General features: G+C 61.8%; 14 protein-coding genes and 1 pseudogene. 7 read left to right on the top strand and 8 right to left on the bottom strand.

Translation table 11 applies throughout. From position 1 onward, the window contains the following. Positions 1–572: 572 nt before the first annotated feature. The 3 genes from D0B32_RS13880 (at position 573) to D0B32_RS13890 (ending at position 2,391) form a co-directional block, all read left to right on the top strand. Positions 573–1,217, top strand: coding sequence for an MBL fold metallo-hydrolase (locus D0B32_RS13880; RefSeq protein ID WP_117334550.1), 645 nt, complete (start codon positions 573–575; stop codon positions 1,215–1,217). Continuing rightward, complete coding sequence (locus tag D0B32_RS13885; protein WP_117334551.1) at positions 1,214–1,843, top strand: exonuclease; 630 nt, start codon at positions 1,214–1,216, stop codon at positions 1,841–1,843. Before D0B32_RS13880 ends, D0B32_RS13885 begins: the two co-directional genes overlap by 4 nt. 89 nt (positions 1,844–1,932) lie before the next feature. After that, complete coding sequence (locus tag D0B32_RS13890) at positions 1,933–2,391, top strand: Lrp/AsnC family transcriptional regulator (protein ID WP_117334853.1); 459 nt, start codon at positions 1,933–1,935, stop codon at positions 2,389–2,391. Positions 2,392–2,462: 71 nt separating this feature from the next. On the opposite strand, the gene D0B32_RS13895 is transcribed toward D0B32_RS13890, so the two are convergent. The 3 genes from D0B32_RS13895 to D0B32_RS13905 all read right to left on the bottom strand — a co-directional run bounded on the left by D0B32_RS13895 (position 2,463) and on the right by D0B32_RS13905 (position 5,301). After that, positions 2,463–3,674, bottom strand: coding sequence for a cation diffusion facilitator family transporter (locus tag D0B32_RS13895; RefSeq protein WP_117334552.1), 1,212 nt, complete (start codon positions 3,672–3,674; stop codon positions 2,463–2,465). Positions 3,675–3,944: 270 nt separating this feature from the next. Beyond that, positions 3,945–4,244, bottom strand: coding sequence for an H-NS family nucleoid-associated regulatory protein (locus D0B32_RS13900; RefSeq protein WP_117334553.1), 300 nt, complete (start codon positions 4,242–4,244; stop codon positions 3,945–3,947). Between the two features lie 382 nt (positions 4,245–4,626). Then, positions 4,627–5,301 carry a HugZ family protein gene (locus D0B32_RS13905; protein ID WP_117334554.1) on the bottom strand — a complete coding sequence of 225 codons (675 nt, stop codon included), beginning with the start codon at positions 5,299–5,301 and terminating at the stop codon, positions 4,627–4,629. 239 nt (positions 5,302–5,540) lie between these two features. Here D0B32_RS13905 and D0B32_RS13910 point away from each other — a divergent pair, with 239 nt between their 5' ends. Together D0B32_RS13910 and D0B32_RS32915 are read left to right on the top strand one after the other, a co-directional pair. After that, on the top strand, positions 5,541–6,752 hold the full coding sequence (locus D0B32_RS13910; protein ID WP_117334555.1) for an MFS transporter: 1,212 nt from the start codon (positions 5,541–5,543) through the stop codon (positions 6,750–6,752). Positions 6,753–7,648: 896 nt separating this feature from the next. Further along, a pseudogene (locus tag D0B32_RS32915) lies at positions 7,649–8,977 on the top strand (collagen-like triple helix repeat-containing protein); the annotation flags it as partial. Positions 8,978–9,155: 178 nt separating this feature from the next. On the opposite strand, the gene D0B32_RS13930 reads toward D0B32_RS32915, so the two are convergent. Together D0B32_RS13930 and D0B32_RS13935 are read right to left on the bottom strand one after the other, a co-directional pair. Continuing rightward, positions 9,156–10,160 carry a cupin-like domain-containing protein gene (locus D0B32_RS13930; protein WP_259294996.1) on the bottom strand — a complete coding sequence of 335 codons (1,005 nt, stop codon included), beginning with the start codon at positions 10,158–10,160 and terminating at the stop codon, positions 9,156–9,158. Between the two features lie 142 nt (positions 10,161–10,302). Beyond that, a complete protein-coding gene (locus D0B32_RS13935; RefSeq protein ID WP_117334557.1) occupies positions 10,303–11,448 on the bottom strand; it encodes a branched-chain amino acid ABC transporter substrate-binding protein in 1,146 nt (381 codons plus the stop codon). A gap of 605 nt (positions 11,449–12,053) precedes the next feature. Here D0B32_RS13935 and D0B32_RS13940 point away from each other — a divergent pair. Together D0B32_RS13940 and D0B32_RS13945 are read left to right on the top strand one after the other, a co-directional pair. Further along, on the top strand, positions 12,054–12,752 hold the full coding sequence (locus D0B32_RS13940; RefSeq protein ID WP_117334558.1) for a dienelactone hydrolase family protein: 699 nt from the start codon (positions 12,054–12,056) through the stop codon (positions 12,750–12,752). 127 nt (positions 12,753–12,879) lie between these two features. Continuing rightward, a complete protein-coding gene (locus D0B32_RS13945; RefSeq protein WP_181969803.1) occupies positions 12,880–14,370 on the top strand; it encodes an amidase in 1,491 nt (496 codons plus the stop codon). A 327-nt stretch (positions 14,371–14,697) separates the two neighbouring features. Here the strand turns inward: D0B32_RS13945 and D0B32_RS13950 are convergent, their stop codons facing one another. The 3 genes from D0B32_RS13950 to D0B32_RS13960 form a co-directional block, all read right to left on the bottom strand. Beyond that, positions 14,698–15,006: a high-potential iron-sulfur protein gene (locus tag D0B32_RS13950; protein ID WP_117334559.1), complete on the bottom strand. Its 309-nt coding sequence runs from the start codon at positions 15,004–15,006 to the stop codon at positions 14,698–14,700. A gap of 134 nt (positions 15,007–15,140) precedes the next feature. Beyond that, positions 15,141–16,247, bottom strand: coding sequence for an NAD(P)/FAD-dependent oxidoreductase (locus D0B32_RS13955; protein WP_117334560.1), 1,107 nt, complete (start codon positions 16,245–16,247; stop codon positions 15,141–15,143). Positions 16,248–16,533: 286 nt separating this feature from the next. After that, positions 16,534–17,511, bottom strand: a complete 978-nt coding sequence (locus D0B32_RS13960) for an AAA family ATPase (RefSeq protein ID WP_117334561.1) — start codon at positions 17,509–17,511, stop codon at positions 16,534–16,536. Positions 17,512–17,701 lie beyond the last annotated feature (190 nt).

Below are 17,701 nucleotides of genomic sequence, written 5' to 3' on the forward strand. Positions count from 1 at the left end.
CTCCGGCGGAAAACGAACGACCGCGCGCCGCGCAAAAAAGCGCAGTACGCCGAAGCCCGCACGCGGCACACTCTGCCGCTACCGCACGGTTAATTTTCACGTCTGGCGCAACCTGTCCCCGGCAGCCTGACCAGACCCCACAAGCCGCCATCGAACGTGGCAATCACGTTCTTGCGCGCCAGAAATACGGCACACAGGAACAGCGGCGTAGGCCCCACCCAGCGTCACGGCAGAAAAGCCGTTGCAGGCGCGTAGCACCTGGCTGGGCAAGACGTGCGCACCGGCCGCAGCCGATGCTAGGTTTGCCGTCAAACAACTTACGACGGCACATACTTGACGATGAACCACGCCCCGCTTTTGATGGGGACGCATCACCCTTTGGCAGTGCGGTTTCCCGCACACATGAGCCTATTATACCCAAAAGTTAAATACGAGATGACAAGTCCCTGATAACTTTGATGAATTTTCACTATTGATGCAAAAATGGGAATTGCCGCTAGCCAATCGGCATATCGGCGAGGGCCCCTCCCGGCCGGTACAATCAGTGCTTTTGCAGCGGCGCGACCCACTCCATGAAAGCCACTTTGATCCCTGTTACGCCGTTCCGGCAAAACTGTTCGCTGCTCGTTTGCGAGGCAACGGGGCGCGCCGCGATCGTCGATCCGGGCGGCGATCTCGCACTCATCCAGCAGGAAGTGGCGCGGCAGAATGTGTCGGTGGAGAAGGTGTTTTTGACGCACGGCCATATTGATCACTGCGCGGGCGCCAAAACGCTCGCTGATCACTATGGCGTGCCGATCGAAGGTCCGCATCCCGATGAGCGCTTCTGGATCGACATGCTGCCCGACCAGAGCGCGCGCTTCGGTTTTCCAGCCGCCGAGGCGTTCGAGCCTGACCGTTGGCTGCAAGACGCCGACGCGGTCCAGTTTGGTGACGAGACGCTCGATGTCTATCACTGTCCCGGTCATACGCCGGGTCACGTGGTCTTCGTCAGCCGGGCGCATCGGCTCGCGCTGGTGGGTGACGTGCTGTTCGCCGGCTCGATTGGGCGCACCGATTTCCCGCGCGGCAATCACGCTGACCTGATCCGCTCTATCCGCGAAAAACTCTGGCCACTCGGCGACGACATCACCTTTGTCCCCGGTCACGGTCCCACTTCGACCTTCGGCGCTGAACGCCGCACCAACCCGTATGTTGCGGACGGAGTCAGCGCATGAGCGCCGAAATCTATGTGAGTACCGATGTCGAAGCCGACGGTCCGATTCCCGGTCCGCACTCCATGCTGAGCTTCGCGTCCGCGGCCTACACCGAAGACAAGCAGTTGATTGGCACCTTCTCCGCCAACCTCGAACTGCTGGATGGCGCTCGCGCGCATCCGGTGCAGGAGGCATGGTGGAAAACCCAGCCGGAGGCATGGGCCGCGTGCCGCAAAGATTTGCAGCAGCCCGCCAAGGCTTTGGTTGCGTATGTGGAGTGGGTCGAAGCGCTGCCGGGCAAGCCGGTTTTCGTAGCCATGCCGGCTGGCTTCGATTTCACCTTCATGTTCTGGTACATGATGCGCTTCGCGGAACGCTGCCCCTTCTCATGGTCCGCGCTCGATATCAAGACGCTCGCGTTCGCCATGACCGGCCTGCCGTACCGCAAGAACATCAAGCCACGCCTGCCGCAGCGCTGGTTCGACGACCACCCGCACACCCATGTGGCGCTGGACGACGCCATCGAACAAGGCGCCCTGTTCTGCAACATGCTGGCCGAATTGCGCACTACGCAAGCCGCGACGGCAGCGCTAAAAGAAGATGGGGACGGCACAGGACAAAAAGCCGCTGCCAAACCAGCAAATTAGGTAATCTCCCTCGTCAGACCCGTTTTACATTGCGTTTCGTTTTCCCGGCCTCTACCATAAGGAACATGGCGACGCCAACGGAGGCGCAGTTGACACTCGATACGTTCTCTCAGAAGATCCTGCGCCTTTTGCAACTGGACGCGCGCCGTTCCGTGCAAGAGATTTCCGACCAGGTCGGCCTGTCCAGCACGCCCTGTTGGCGGCGCATCAAGGACATGGAGCAGTCTGGCGTGATCCAGCGCTATACGGCGTTGCTCGATCGCGAAAAGCTCGGTCTGCACGTGTGCGCGCTCGCGCACATCCTGCTCACGCGGCACACCGAAGGCGGCGTCGAACAGTTCGAGCGGGAAATTGCCACCTGCCCGGAAGTGACCGAGTGCTACAGCACGACCGGCGAGTCCGACTACATTCTCAAGATCGTCGCGCCGGACATCAAGGCATATGACGCCTTCCTGCACGAGCGCATCTTCAAGATTCCAGCCGTGTCACAAGTGCGCACCAGCGTGGTCTTGCGTGAGATCAAGTTCGATACACAGTTGCCGCTGTGACGTGATGACTGCGTAAAGGCGCGATTGCGGAAAGACGTGAAGGCGTTTGAAGCGGATGCAGCCAGGGGTTTCTATACGAGACCGTGACGCTCGGTGGCCGCAGCGTTTGCGGACTCGCTGATGCTGCCGCCCGCCATCACGCGTGACACATTCAGGTTGCGCAGCCCCAGCGTGCTCTTCAGATTCGCAAGATCGAGCCGCGCAATGCGCTCCGCGTCGCTCGTGCGACCGTCGAGCGCGCGCGCTGCCAACGTCACGTCCACATCGAGGCCGCCGCTCAGGTAGTGAATGTTGACGACGGCCGCGCGCTCGTCATGTGCCTTCAACGCGGCCTCGATGGCAGCCACCACCCTCTCGCGCGGCGGCAAATTCACCGGCGGCCGCGCCAACGCATCGTTTTCCGGATCGACGTGAATCAGCGCATCCAGCACACGCGTGTCGCCGAGCACGCGCAGACGCGCCGTCTCGGCAATATAGTGTCCTTCGGAAACCGAGATCAGCGGATCGACCAGGATATGCGCGTCGACGAGCGCAAAGTCGCCCATCTTGCGCGTGCGCAGTTCGTGGACATCGCGCACGCCAGGCGTCGAGGTCAAAAGTTTGCGGACGTCGTCTGTGGCGGCATCGTCGAGCGCCCGGTCTGAAAGATCCTGCAGTGCGTCCCAGCCGAACGTCCAGCCCATGCGCGCGACCATGAAGCCGACAATCGCCGCCGCAATTGGATCGAGCAGCCTCACGCCGGCGAGACTGCCGACAATGCCAATCGCCACCACCAATGACGACGCCGCATCCGAGCGCGCGTGCCAGGCATTGGCAATCAGCATGGCCGAGCGCACGCGTTGCGCCTCGCGCAGCATGTAGCGAAACAGCGCCTCTTTGGAAATCAACACCAGGACGGCGACGACCAGCGCGCTGATATGAACCGCCGGAATATCCTGCAAATTGGCTAAGCGCGTACCCGCCCGCCATAGCATTCCAACGCCAACCGCAATTAACAATGCGCCAAGAAACAGCGAAGCCACAGTCTCATAACGGCTATGGCCGTAATTGTGATCGGCATCCGGTTTGGCGCCGCTATGCCGATTGGCGATCAGTACGACAAAATCCGAAAGCAGATCGGCAAGCGAATGGACGCCGTCAGCGACGAGTGCCTGCGAATGCGCCACGAACCCGACGACGATTTGCAGCGTCGTCAGCACCATATTGAGCGCAATACTGACAAGAGTCGTATTACGCGCAACCTGATGTTTTTCTTTGGATTCGGCGGCGAGAGTGGGTGACATGACAGCAGGCGGCATTTTCAATGCTTCAAATTCTAACCGGCGGTCCGTCGAAAATCGCATATTTCCCTAAAATTCTGTTTTAAATCAGATGCTTATCTAAACGGGAAGCATTCGTGTTCCGTTTACGCGATGCGAGACTCGTACACGTCGCGCGACAGACGAACGGCGACAAAGCAGAAATATGGACGAAAAAAACCGCGCACCTCGAAGTTGCGCGATTCTTTCGGTCAACAGACGCTGCCGGGCTGGGCACCTGTCGAAATGCAGCGATTAACGCTCGATCAGAAACTTCTCGCGGTCTTGCCCCGCAATCCAGCGCGGCGGCTTGCCACGGCCAGACCACGTGCTGCCGCTATCCGGGTCGCGGTATTTGGGAGCGACGCCAGCGCGCGGACGCCCCACTTTCACACTCTTGCCACGGCCGCCACCGAGTTCAGCGAGCGTAATGCCGTAGTCAGCCATCTTCTGCTTGATCTCATTTAACACTTCCGCGTATTCACGCGACTTTGCTTCTTCGATCTGCTTTTCCAGCTTCTCTCGCTGTGCGAGTAGTTCCTTGTACGAAGACATGGGTTCCCTTGTGGTTTAGATAAATGACCACCGGTCTCAGCCGGCTTGCCCTTTAAGCGGTTGATGCCTCGGAATTTGCAGGCGAGATTAACACAGAATAGAAAGCCTGGAAAAGACAGCGGCTTAAATTAATTAACTTTCATTTCAGAAAATTTCAGCCGCCGGTGTCAGTACGACGCCTTTCATTTACATCTTTTTTCGCAGACTGCGGAAGAATTCGCAACGCTTGCAATAAGCTCCGGAATTAATTCCCGAAACATGGAAATTAATATGAAACGTGGATCAAAACATTTCATGGAATGACAACTTCGCACGTATGCAAACCTTCAATATGGGATAAAACGATCATCTGGAAGCCAGGCTCGGTGTTTTCCCGCAATAGCTAGGCACCGGGAGCGGCCATGTGCCGCGTCATGCAATCTTCGAGTGCTGCACGCATGGATAGATTGTCAATTAGCCGCTCGTCGAATGCGAGCCGCATACGCGAATCGTGCGCTTTCAGGTCCGCGCCATAATGATCGACGCCGAGCAATTCGAGATGTGAGGGTCGCTGTGGATGCGCGGCGAAGAACCCCAGCAGCGCTTGTTCGTCCGCGAATGCGAGCGGTTCTTGCGGATCGAGTTCGTTACCGTCGAGCCATCCCATTGCGCCGAACCCGCCGATATATCGCATCCGCTCCAGCGACATCACCCAGAAAGCAAAATCGCCCAGCGCGAGATAACGCTCGGCGTCAGGGTGATAACGCAAATAGCGCTGTGAGATCTCCGGCGTGGGATCGACTTGTTCGAACGCGCCGAGCAAGGTGACGCGCTGCCCGTTCAGCACATCGCCATCCGGCGCGTGCGCAACCAGAAAACCCGCGCGCGGATCGGCGAGCAGATTGCGGGTGTGTTCGGCCAGACTGCTCACGAGGATCATCGGGCGATGCCGTGCGTCGGGCGCGAACGGCAGGATCGACGGGTACGGGAAGCCCTCCGGCTGGCGCGAGTGCGTGGCCAGCGTGCCGAAGGCCGCCTGATGCAGCAGATGCAACGGAGCGTGAGCGGGAATATGCAAGGGATGTCCTCCGAGGGCAAGACCTCGATCAATGTGCGTCGCGGCGGCGGGTTGCCGGTTGTGGCCAACTGTCTCGCGCATGCAAAACGGCGCGCCGATACAGCGATATTAATGGAGTGCGCCAGCAGGACTGCGTCTGCTTCGCTAGAATCGGAGCTTCGCTTTCAGACGGCTTTCCAGTCAGCCAGAGCCGCGCTGCTGCGCCGTCCGTTGTCCTCTTCCCCGTCACCGAGATTCCTGTGTCAGACCGCCCGTCCGAATTCTCCGCGCTTCCCGCCGCTCACCGCAATCTGCCTGGCGCCTCGTTGCGCCGCGCGCGCCTTGCGACGATGGCGTTGTTTTTCATGGCCGGGATGATGTATGCGTCCTGGGGGGTGCATGTGCCCACGGTGCGCGACCGCTTTCACCTGAATCCGGCCATGCTGTCCGTGGCGTTGCTGGCCGTGGCGGGCGGTTCGATCGCCGCGATGGCCACCAATGCCTCGTGGATTGCGCGCGTCGGCACGCGCCGCGCGTGCCTCGCCGGCGGTCTCACGATGGCCGTGTGTGCGGCGCTGATTCTCGTCGTGCCAGCGTACTGGATGCTGGTCGTGGTGCTGGCCTTCTTCGGCGCCGGCATGGCCACGCTGGATGTGGCCATGAACGCTGAAGCGAGCGCGGTCGAGGAGGCCATTGGCCGGCCGATCATGTCGTCGTTGCACGGCATGTTCAGCCTGGGCGGGATGGCTGGCGCGGCGGTCGGGGGTGCGCTGCTGTCGCGCGGCATGCCGCCTGCCGTTCACCTTACGCTCGCAGGTGCGCTGGCCGCCGTGGTCCTGTTCATCGCCTGTCCGGCCGTCTTGCCGCATGTGCCGCATCACGAGCATCCCAATGCCGATACGCCGAAGGCGAACCGCTGGCGCTCGCCCGCCTTGTGGGCGCTCGGGGTGATGGCCCTCGTCGCGTTGATCGCTGAAGGCGCCATGTATGACTGGGCCACCGTCTACATGCGCGACGTGGTGCTCGCCACGCCTGCACTGGCGAGCGCCGCCTACGCTGCGTTTTCCGGCGGGATGGCCGTGGCGCGTTTTGCGGGCGACGCCGTGCGCGCCCGTTTCGGCGCCCCGCAACTGGTGATGGCGAGCGCGTCGCTCGCCTGCGCCGGGATGGTCGGCGCGCTATTGCTGCCGTATCCGCTCGCGGCCATGACCGGCTTCACGTTGATGGGGCTCGGGCTCGCCAACATGATGCCCGTGCTATTCGCCGCGGCCGCGCGGGTGGAAGGCATCCACGCCGCCGAAGGGCTTGCCCATGTCGCGGGCCTCGCCTACTTCGGCCTGTTGCTCGGGCCGGTGATCATCGGTGGGGTGGCGCAGGTGACCAACTTGCCGATTGGTCTGTCGGTGGTGGCCGTGTGCGCAGCGTTGATCGCGTTCGCCGGTCCGAAGGTGTTGCGTCGGTTCAAGATCTGAGTTGTTTTGGCCGCGTGTGACAGACGGCCGCGCCGCGGTCCGTTACGTTACACGCGTTCGGCACACGCGGCCGTTCTTCGGAACATCGCCCTTTAAACCGCTTGCCAGGTCCTCGGCGAACGCATCAAGCCATTGATTTTGCTGATTTTTTCTCGCCTCGACCCATCTGGATAAAAATGGCATAGGCCTTGCAGTTAGCTCCCCTACAGATTTCATAACCGGGGGAGCGAACCATGAACACTCATTTCAAACTGACGGCGATCGCCATGTGCGTGTCGTCGTTGATGGTACTGACAGGCTGCGGGTCCACCGTACACAAGACACCGACCGTGGGAAGCGGCAGTTCGGGCGGCGGCACCCTGACGACGGGAGGAGGCTCGGGCGGATCGGGTTCAGGCGGTGGCGCGGGCTCAGGTTCGGGCTCCGGGAGCGGCACGCACACACCGACGCCTACGCCGACGCCCACTCCGGCGCCGACTCCGACTCCGACTCCGACTCCGACTCCGACTCCGACTCCGACTCCGACTCCGACGCCAACGCCGACTCCGACCCCGACGCCAACACCGACGCCGACACCAACTCCGACGCCGACACCGACACCGACGCCGACGCCGACACCAACGCCGACGCCGACGCCAACTCCGACACCGACGCCGACACCGACACCGACGCCGACGCCGACGCCTACGCCGACACCAACGCCGACGCCGACACCGACGCCGACGCCGACGCCAACTCCGACGCCAACGCCAACGCCGACACCAACACCGACACCAACACCGACACCAACACCGACACCGACACCGACACCGACGCCTACGCCTACGCCTACGCCTACGCCGACGCCGACGCCGACGCCAACACCAACACCGACACCGACGCCTACGCCTACGCCAACGCCAACGCCTACGCCTACGCCTACGCCTACGCCTACGCCTACGCCGACGCCAACCCCGACGCCGACGCCAACGCCAACGCCCACGCCAACCCCGAGCGCCAACGCATTCGGCATCATCATCCAGAACGCGAGCAACGTCGTCACGTCGACCGGCAAGACCGTGTCGTCGATCGGCAGCCAGATCGGCCTTACGCCGATCCCCGGCGGCAATCCGGCCACCTCGGCTGCGCTCGGCGGCATCCTGTCGAATCTCGGCGCCGGCGTCAGCGCGCTCGGTGCCGGTGCATTCAACGGCCTCGGCCAGTTGGGCGACTCGACCAACCCGCTCGGCGTCACCTTGTCGAGCAGCGGCAACCTGGTCTACGACGCCGGCCAGGCCGTCAACAGCGCGGGCAAGCTCGTCACCAGTCTGGGTAGCGGTCCTGCCGCTGCGCTCAGTCCGCTGACCACGCCACTCGGGAGCACGGTCTCCACGGTCGGCAATGCGGTCAGCGGACTCGGCACCCAGCTCGGCACCACCCTTTCGACGGGTCCGATCCAGCAGGTCACGACTTCGGTCAGCACGGTCATCACGCCGATCACGAGCACGCTCGCCCAGACCACGCAGACCATCGGTGAGACGACTGGTCTCGGCGCGCCGCTCAATGGCCTGTTATCGACGCTCGGTCACGGCGTGGATGCCGCGGGTGTGAAGCTCAGCAGCGCCACCGAGAATCCGGTTGGCGAAAATCTCGGCAACGTCGTCAGCAGGCTGGGCGACACCGTCACCTCGGCTGGTGGGCTGCTGGTCGGCGGCACCGCAGGAAACAATCCGCTCGCACCCCTCACCAGCATCCTGACGGCGCTCCCGGGCACCCTGAGTGGCGGTCTCACCGGCGGCGCGGGTCTCAGCGGCGCACTCACGACAGTCACGTCGACCATCACCAGCGGCTTGGGCAGCCTGAGCGGCGGTGGTGGCGGCGGCGGCGGTGGAGGCTCCAGCAATCCGCTTGCTCCATTGACCGGCGTTCTGTCATCCGTCACGGGAGCCTTGGGCGGCGCGGCCGGTGGGTCGGGCAATCCGCTCGCGCCAGTCACGAGCGCGGTCTCGTCGCTGACAGGTGTGCTCGGCTCGGTGGCAGGCAGCGTGTCGGTGTCCGGCGCAGTGAGCGGTTCGGCATCTGCAAGTGGCACCGCCAGCCTGCTCGCACCGGTGACGGGCCTCGTCGGCTCACTCACCTCGGGCCTGACCGGCGCGGTATCCAGCAGCGCCTCGGGTAGCAGCAGTTCCAGCAGCAGCTCGGGCGGCTTGCTGAGCGGCATCACTGGACTGGCAACGAAAAAATAACGACGGCAACTGAAGCGTCAGGGAGGCGGCGGACCGGGCAACCGGTCCGCCGTGTTTTTTGCGCGAGGTGGTTTTGTGTGACGTGGCTTTGTGTGACGTGATTCTGCGCGAGGTTAAGCGTATAGGAAACCCGAGCGATTGAACGGCCGTCGCATCGCTCGAGTCTCGAACCGTGTCGCTACACTTCGTGGTACGTATCGTAGCTGTCGCAGAAATCGTTGCGCACGACGAAGTTCGTATAGGTCATCGTCACCGACGCTTCGAGTCCTTCCACGTAATGCCACCAGCCAATTGGCAGAAACAGCAGTTCACCGGGCTCTAGCGTGCATTCGATCAGATTGGCCCGCTGCATGGCCGGGAAACGTTCGAGGTCGACCGCATTGCCATCCACCTGGGAATAACAGTGCAGGTAGTTATAGACATGCGGCGTATCCGACATCGGAATCAGCTTCACGCGTTTGCGTCCTATCACCTGGGCCATGAAGTTATTGGTCAGGTCATGATGAAACGGCGTGCGCGTGCCGGCCGGTCCAAACCAGAAGAAACCCGTTTCGGGCGATTCCGGATCGAGATATTCACGAATGATGGGCGTGTCGTTCCACAGTGCCGCCAGCGACGCGCGATTCTGTGACGTGTTGTTGGCGGTCATATAAAAGTCATTCGTGACGCCACTGCGTTCAACCAGATCGACGTAATCGCGAAAGCGCATGGTGCGCTTCAGTTTCGGTTGATTGATCTCGTAGTTCGGATCGGACTCGCGGCCGAATTGCACTTCCACTTCGCAATCGCCACAACGCTCGCGAAAGTAATCGAAACTCCATAACGAACGTGCGGGCCACGCATCGAATGCGCCGGTGATAATCACCGGACGGTTTTGAAAGTAGTACTGCTCAAGGAATTCATCGCGCGAAAGACGTTCGCGTCGCTCGACCATATTGCCGTTACTGCGCATACGGCTTAGCGTGCCATACACCGACAAGGCCCAGTCACGCTTGCGCAAACGATTGCGCATCCGCGCGCCGCCCTGAATGTAGGGGCTAGCGAGTGCGTTGTCGATTTCGAGCGCGGCTTCGTCGGCATTGAAGCCGTGGCTCACCAGCGCTGCGTGCAAGGTGGGCGGCGGCGCGCCCAGCAAAATGTTTTCGGCTATCCAGCGACGCCAGTCGTCAATTGATCGGCTCACCCTCTCTCTCCTTTTTATTGGTCTGATCGTTAGCGTCTCATGCACGCGCGCAAAAGAAAAGGCGCGCGTTCCGGTTAGAACGCGCGCCCTAATCAACCAGCAGACAGCAGGCCAAAGCCTGCCGTCACGCGGCACATGCTTATTACATCTTGACCACGTCGAGCAGCGTCTTCTTGCCTGCCTTGTAGTCATACAGCGAGATCACGCCGTGCTGCAGGTCGCCGTGCGAATCGAACGTCGTTTCGCCAATCACGCCCTTGTAGTCGGTTGCCGGCATTGCTGCCAGGATCTTCGCCGGATCCACCGAGTTAGCACGCTTCATGGCGTCGACGATGATGTACACAGCGTCATACGTGAACGGAGCGTAAATCTGGATCGGTTGACCGAAACGCTTTTCGTACTTGCCTTCGAACGCCTTGCCGCCAGCCATCTTCTCGAGCGCCATACCGGCTTCCGAGCAGACGATGTTGTCGGTTGCGTCACCGGCCAGGTCCGACAGCTTGTCGGTACAGACGCCGTCACCCGCCAGAACCTTGGCGCGCAGGCCAAGCTGCTTGGCTTGCTTGGCGAACGGGCCGCCGGTTGCGTCCATGCCGCCGTACATGATCGCGTCAGGGTTTTCGCCCTTGATCTTCGTCAGAATGGCGCGGAAGTCGACAGCCTTGTCGTTGGTCGCGTCATGCGACACCACGTTCATGCCGAGCGACTTGGCGGTCTTCTCGAATTCGTTTGCAAGGCCTTGGCCGTAAGCGGTCGAGTCGTCGACGATAGCGACGCTCTTCACTTTCAGATCCTTGGCTGCATAGTTAGCCAGTGCCGGGCCTTGTTGCGCATCAGTCGCAACGACGCGGTACGTCGTCTTGAAGCCCTGTTGCGTGTAAGCCGGGTTCGTTGCCGACGGCGAGATCTGCACGATGCCTGCATCGCTGTAGATCTTCGAAGCCGGGATCGACGTACCCGAGTTCAAGTGACCGACCACGGCGACGACCTTGTCGTCAACCAGCTTCTGTGCGACCTGCGTCGCCGTACGCGGGTCAGCCGCGTCGTCTTGTGCGTCGAGTTCCAGCGTGACTTTCTGGCCGCCAATCGTCAGACCCTTGGCGTTGATTTCTTCCACTGCCAGACGAGCGCCGTTTTCGTTGTCTTTACCCAGGTGAGCAATACCGCCAGTAAGCGGTGCGACGTGGCCGATCTTGACGACCTCGTCCGCCACCGCGCCCGTTGCCAACGACGCAAACAACATGGCCGCAGCGCTGATCGGCAACAGCTTTTGAATCTTGATGTTCATGTAAGTCTCCAGTTTCGGTCCCAAAAACAACGTAATCGCCCTGTGCCACCGCTTCCTTCTCGTGTCGCTCAATCCCGTGGACGACCACGCCGGTTGCATCGTATATGCACTTGGCCAGCACGCTAAGCAGCCTGTTTGTGGCAGACGGCCATGCGTACTTGCGCGCAAGTGTAGGCTATCAAATTAATTTGTGGGATTTTTTTGAGTAAGTGGGATCAACACTAATAGCGTTTATGCGACAACATCGAATCCCGAACAGCAGGACGTCCCGCAAATCAAGGCGCCGTGCGGGTTTCCGCCAGGCGCGCATTTTCTCGCCGAGTGCCGCTTAAGCGTTTGACGGTCAATCTGGATAATGGTCTGAATACCTCTGGGACACTGCGATGCACCCGTCTCGTACAGCGCACGACGAGCCGATTTGCAGCGGACGCTGCGTTGTCTTTTGATGATCGGCAAGTTGCCTCGAGCGTCACGCCAGGTACATACACAGCCGCACCGCGCACCAGCACCGCGAACCGCGCTGCAACGCCATTCTTTTAGTGGCAAACTGAGCCCCCGCTGCGGGCATTGCCCGCAGGCACCCCCGCAATTTGAAGGAGAGCGACGTGAGCGTGACTTCCCGATGGATCGACATTCCGGCCGGCAATGAGAGTTTCGAGGGCTACCTGGCGCTGCCCAAAGGCGGCAAGGGTCCGGCCGTCATCATCATTCAGGAAATCTTCGGCGTGAACAGCCACATTCGCGCGGTGGCCGACCAGTATGCGCAGGATGGCTACATTGCCCTCGCACCGGACATCTTCTGGCGCACCCAGCCACGCGTCGAACTGACGTATGCCGGCGCCGACCGCGACAAGGGCATCGAAATCCTGCAGAAGACGGACGTGGGTCTTGCCGTTAGCGATATCGGCGCTACAGCAGCGGTCCTGCGCGCCATGCCGGAAGTCACCGGCAAGGTGGCGGCGATCGGCTACTGCTTCGGCGGGCGGCTGTCGTATCTGGCTGCCGCACAAGGTTCGATCGACCTGGGCGTGAGCTACTACGGCGGCGGCATCCAGAATCTGCTCGGCGAGGCCGACAAGATCAAGGTGCCCATGCTGTTCCACTATGGCGAACTGGATCACGGCATTCCGCTGGAAGCGGTGGGCCAGGTGCAGGAACGTTTCGCCGGTCGTGGCGACGCCGAATTCCACATCTACCCGAACGCCGATCACGGCTTCAACTGCACCGACCGTGCATCGTATAACCAGCATGCTGCTGCGTTGGCACACGGCCGTACGCTCGTGTTCATGGGCGAGCGTCTGTAAACGATTTCGCGGTTGATGCGGGGTAGCGCGCGGCTCGTTCGAGATGCGCGCCTTCTGCAAGATGCCCACCGCGGCCAGCGGCACCACTTCAGACTCACTAACAACAACTCGAGCGGGGTCATCCGGCGTGCTATCCGACTACCTTGCGCATGATGCAATCGGCCTCGCCCAACTGGTCCGCACGCGCGAAGCCAGCGCACGCGAACTGCTGGACACCGCCATTGCGCGCGCCGAAGCCACCAACCCCGCCATCAACGCCATCGTCCTCAAGGACTATGACGCTGCGCGCCGGCGCGCGTCGCGTGACGACGCGTCCGAACTGGGCGACGGTCCGTTCGCCGGCGTGCCGTATCTGATCAAGGATCTCGGTGCGCAAGTGGCCGGTTTGCGGATGTCGATGGGCAGCCGTCACTATCGCCACTTCATCCCTGCGGAAGATGCACCCGTCGTCACACTGGCGCGCGCCGCCGGTCTCAACATCTTCGGCAAGACCAGCACGCCCGAACTCGGGCAGATGCCCTATACCGAGCCTGAGCTGTTCGGGCCGTGCCGCAATCCGTGGAGCCTCGATCACACGCCAGGCGGTTCGAGCGGCGGCGCGGCAGCGGCCGTCGCCGCAGGCATCATCCCGCTCGCGCATGCATCGGATGGCGGCGGCTCGATCCGCATTCCCGCTTCGTGCTGCGGCCTGTTCGGATTAAAGCCGTCACGCGGACGCATGGCCGGCACGCGCACACCCAGCGTGGGCGAACTCAGCGTCGATCATGCCGTGTCTCGCAGCGTGCGCGACAGCGCGCTCTTGCTCGACTGCATGACCGGACAAACGCAACAGATGCCCTACGGTGCGCCCGGTTCGTTTCTCGGCGCGCTCGACCAACCCCTCAAGCCGCTGCAGATTGCCTACGTGAGCGAGCCTATGCTGGCCGACACGTTATCGCCCGAGGTCCGGGCCGCACTCGACGATGCCGCGCAACTCGCGCAATCGCTGGGGCATCATGTGGAACCGGTCTCGCTGGGGATCGATTTCGCAGCGCTGCGGCACGCGTTCCTGATGCTCGCCTCGGTGACGACGCGCGACATGGTGTTGAACGCCGAAGCCATCACGGGACGCAAACCCGTGCGCGATGAATTCGAAATCGCCACCTGGGCGATGGCGCAGATCGGTCGCAAAATCGGTGAACGTGCGTTGCCGGCCGCGCTCGAAGAACAACGCCGTATTACGGTGAAACTCGACGACCTCCTGAGCCGCTACGACGTGATTCTGTGCGCGACGCTGGCGGGGCCGCCCATCAAGATTGGCGAGATGCAACCGAGTTCGAATGAACGTCTGCAGATGCGCGTCGTCAGCGCCATGCCGATCGAACCGCTGCTGCAAAAGATGCTCGCCGAAGCAGCCGACAAGGCCTTCGCATGGGCGGGATGCACGGAGTTGTTCAACCTCACCGGGCAACCCGCGATGTCCGTACCGCTCTACTGGAATGCGCGTGGTCTGCCGATCGGCGTGCAATTCGCCGCGCGCGAAGGCGACGAAGTCACGCTGCTGCAACTCGCCGCGCAACTGGAAAAAGCGCGTCCGTGGTTCGACAAACGACCACCGTTGATGCCCGCTCGCGCTTGAAAACGCCTGAGCAGACGTGATAGCGATTTGATCGTCTCGCGCAGGAAAACGTTAGCCACATGGCAAGCGCGCCGCAGCAGGACGCAATAGTGAGAAGTACAGAGGAATCATCGCTGCTAGATGAAAGCAGGCGCAAAGGCGATTAGCACGGCCACGAATGCAGCCGGTTAAGGTGAAGGCTCGCCCCTTGAGCGAGTCGCCGGGGCGAAACTGGACACCCGCCGCGCGCTGCGTCAGGTGTCCAGAAGAAGAACTGCCTTGCAAACCGCACCGGCATGCCGCGCGGCGCTTCACGCGGGCCTGCCGGGGTACGGCGTGGGTCGAGTCTCAGGCCTTCTTGTTGTAGGCGCTGCACCAACCCTTTGCGGAGACCTGCTTGCCGCCGAACATCGGGCAGCCGCCCCACGGGTCGGATTTACCCTGATAGAAGCTGCAATTGCCGCATTCCTGACCCGCGGCGTATTTGGCGTACTTGGCCTTGTCGACCTGAGTCGCGTCCTGTTTGTAGCCGAGGGCCTGGGCGGTCGGATCGCTTTCAGTGACTTTCGGTGCGTCGGCAAACGCCTGGCGGGACAAGGCGAGCGTCGACGCAACGCCAATGCTCGTAATGAGGAAACTACGACGGGATGACTTCATGGGGACTCACTCCATTTTGTATTGAACTGATCGCCGTTCTAACGACAGCGGTCCCCAAGGATAGCAACGAAGCCCTCGTACGTGACAACTCAAATGATAGAGATAAGAGAATCGCGACTTAAGGATAAACCCGGCTAGACTCGGCCAAGCTGCTCGCAGACCCGCTGCGCGATCGCCAGACAGGCGGTCAACCCGGGTGATTCAATTCCGAACAGATTGACGAGGCCTCGTACACCGTGGGCGGCCGGCCCCTGAATCACGAAGTCCGCGGCAGGTTCGCCCGGCCCCGAGAGTTTCGGTCGAATGCCGGCGTAGGCCGGTTGCAAGGCGCCGTCGGGCAGCGCCGGCCAATAAGCGCGGATCGCCGCGTAAAACGACTCGGCGCGATGCGGATCGACGTCGTAGTTGATGGCGTCGACCCATTCCACGTCGGGACCGAAGCGCGCCTGTCCACCCAGATCGATGGTCAGATGCACGCCAAGCCCCGCTTCGTTTGGCATTGGATAGATCAGTCTGCTAAACGGCGCACGTCCGGAAATGCTGAAGTAGTTGCCGCGCGCCAGATAAAGCGGCGGCACGTGGCGCGCATCGAGCCCGCGAATCCTGCGGGCGAGCGCATTGGCTTGCAGTCCTGCACTGTTGATGACGCATGCCGCGCTGATCGTCGTAGGTGCCGCGCCGCCCACTTTCACGATGAATTTGCCGTTACTCGCTTCGATGGATTCGACGGGCGCATGAAACGCGCACACCGCGCCGTCGCGTTCGGCGTCGCCCTGAATGGCGAGCATCAGTTGATGACTGTCGACGATTCCCGTGCGGGGCGAGAACACCGCCTCCACGCATTCGAGCGCGGGTTCCAGCGCCTGCGCTTCCGTGCCGGGAATTCGCATCAGATCGAGCACGCCGTTTTCCTTGCCGCGCGCCATGATGCTTTCGAGCTGCGGAATCTGGTTGCGCGAGGTCGCAACGAGCAGCTTGCCGCAACGCGAGTGCGGCACGCCATGCGCTTCGCAGTACTCGTACAGCATCTCGCGGCCGCGCACACACAACGCCGCCTTGAGCGAGCCGCGCGGATAGTAGAGTCCCGCGTGAATGACTTCGCTGTTGCGTGAACTGGTGCCGACGCCAATCGCTTCGGCCGCTTCCAGCACGATCACTTCATGCCCACGAACGGCGAGCGCGCGCGCGATTGCAAGGCCCACCACGCCGGCGCCGATCACTACACATTCGATCTGATCCATGTCCCTTGACGCGGTTGACCACACCGCGCGCTGCCTCATCCATCCGGTGAAGTTATAGCCTGCATGCGGCGCCTGGCTGCCGCGCACGGCTCGTTGTCGAACGCATTGCGCGTACCTGGCAAATTGTACGACGTAGTACAGAAACAAATGCCCGCAGTCGAATGATTGCGGGCATGTGCTGCTGCGCCTGAGCCGATTGCCGTTGATGCGTGGGTGCGCTCGTGGGTGCGTTGCAATTCGTGTTGTGTTCAGTGTACGCCGTCAGTCATGCGTACGCTCGCTTTCCTCAAAAGCCGATCGATTTGCGCCGGCTGCCGTAGTCGAGCCGGATGTCGTCCGCGCCGATCCAGTCGCGCCCGTTAATGCGCGCCGCGCCGAAGCCGTTGAGAATCGCACGACGCATTTCACGCGGCGACGCGGGCTTCAACGCATCCAGCGCCGACTCGCCCAGCTCGACGGGAAAACGCAGCCCCCACGCATGCGCCGAGCGGATTTCGTCGTAGATGGCTTGCGCGATCCGGCGCGAGCCCGCGTGATCCGGCGGCGGAATCTCGTAGACATTCATGCGGTTCAGAATCGGCTCGGGAATCGAGCGCTCGTCGTTGGCGGTCGCAATCCAGATGACGTGCCCCGCGTTGATCGGAATCTCGGCGAACTCGTCGATGAAGGTTTGCGCCGTGTCGTGCTCCAGCAACGCGTACAACGCGCCGAGCGGATCGTACTGCGAGTCGCCGGTGGCCTTGTCGATCTCGTCGACGGCGATCACCGGGTTGGCGTAACTGCCGTGCACCAGCGCGTCGAATACCTTGCCGGGCTTGGCGTTTTTCCATTGCGACGACGCCCCCGAAAGAATCCAGCCCGCTGTGAGCGAACTCATCGCGACGTAGTGGTAGGCGGTCCCGAGCAAGCGCGCCAGCTGCTTCGCGAAGTGCGTCTTGCCGATACCGGGATCGCCGAGCAGCAAAATGGGCATCAACTCCAGGCGGTCGTCGGTTTCCAGACACAGCGCGACCTGCTTGCGCACGTCCTCGAGCGGCTCGCTGAAGTTGGGCAGCGCATCCACCAGATCGTCGATGGACGGCATCCGGTTCGGCTTCACGCAAAAGCGCAGATTGCCGACCTTCAGCATCTTTTCGTAGGTGATGCGCAGGGCGTCGTTCGCGCCCTCGCTCAGATCGTTTAGCGCAGTTTCGACCCGGTCCATGTCGTACACCTTGCTGAACGACGCGACCGCGATTTCCTGTTTGACCATTGCTGTTGTCATGACTCACCCCGTCGAGCTGGTCTTGTGGCGACGGCACCGCTCAGGCGCCGTTTCAGTTTCAGTGTATCGACGCCATATTCCGACGCAAGCGAGCAGCCGGACGCGTCTGCTGCTAACACCCGCTGCTCACACCGTTTTGCGCGGCCAAGGTTGAAGCAGGGCGGACCGCCACCATCTGCAATGGATTGTT

Source organism: Paraburkholderia sp. DHOC27 (assembly GCF_003429005.1).
Lineage (GTDB): Bacteria > Pseudomonadota > Gammaproteobacteria > Burkholderiales > Burkholderiaceae > Paraburkholderia.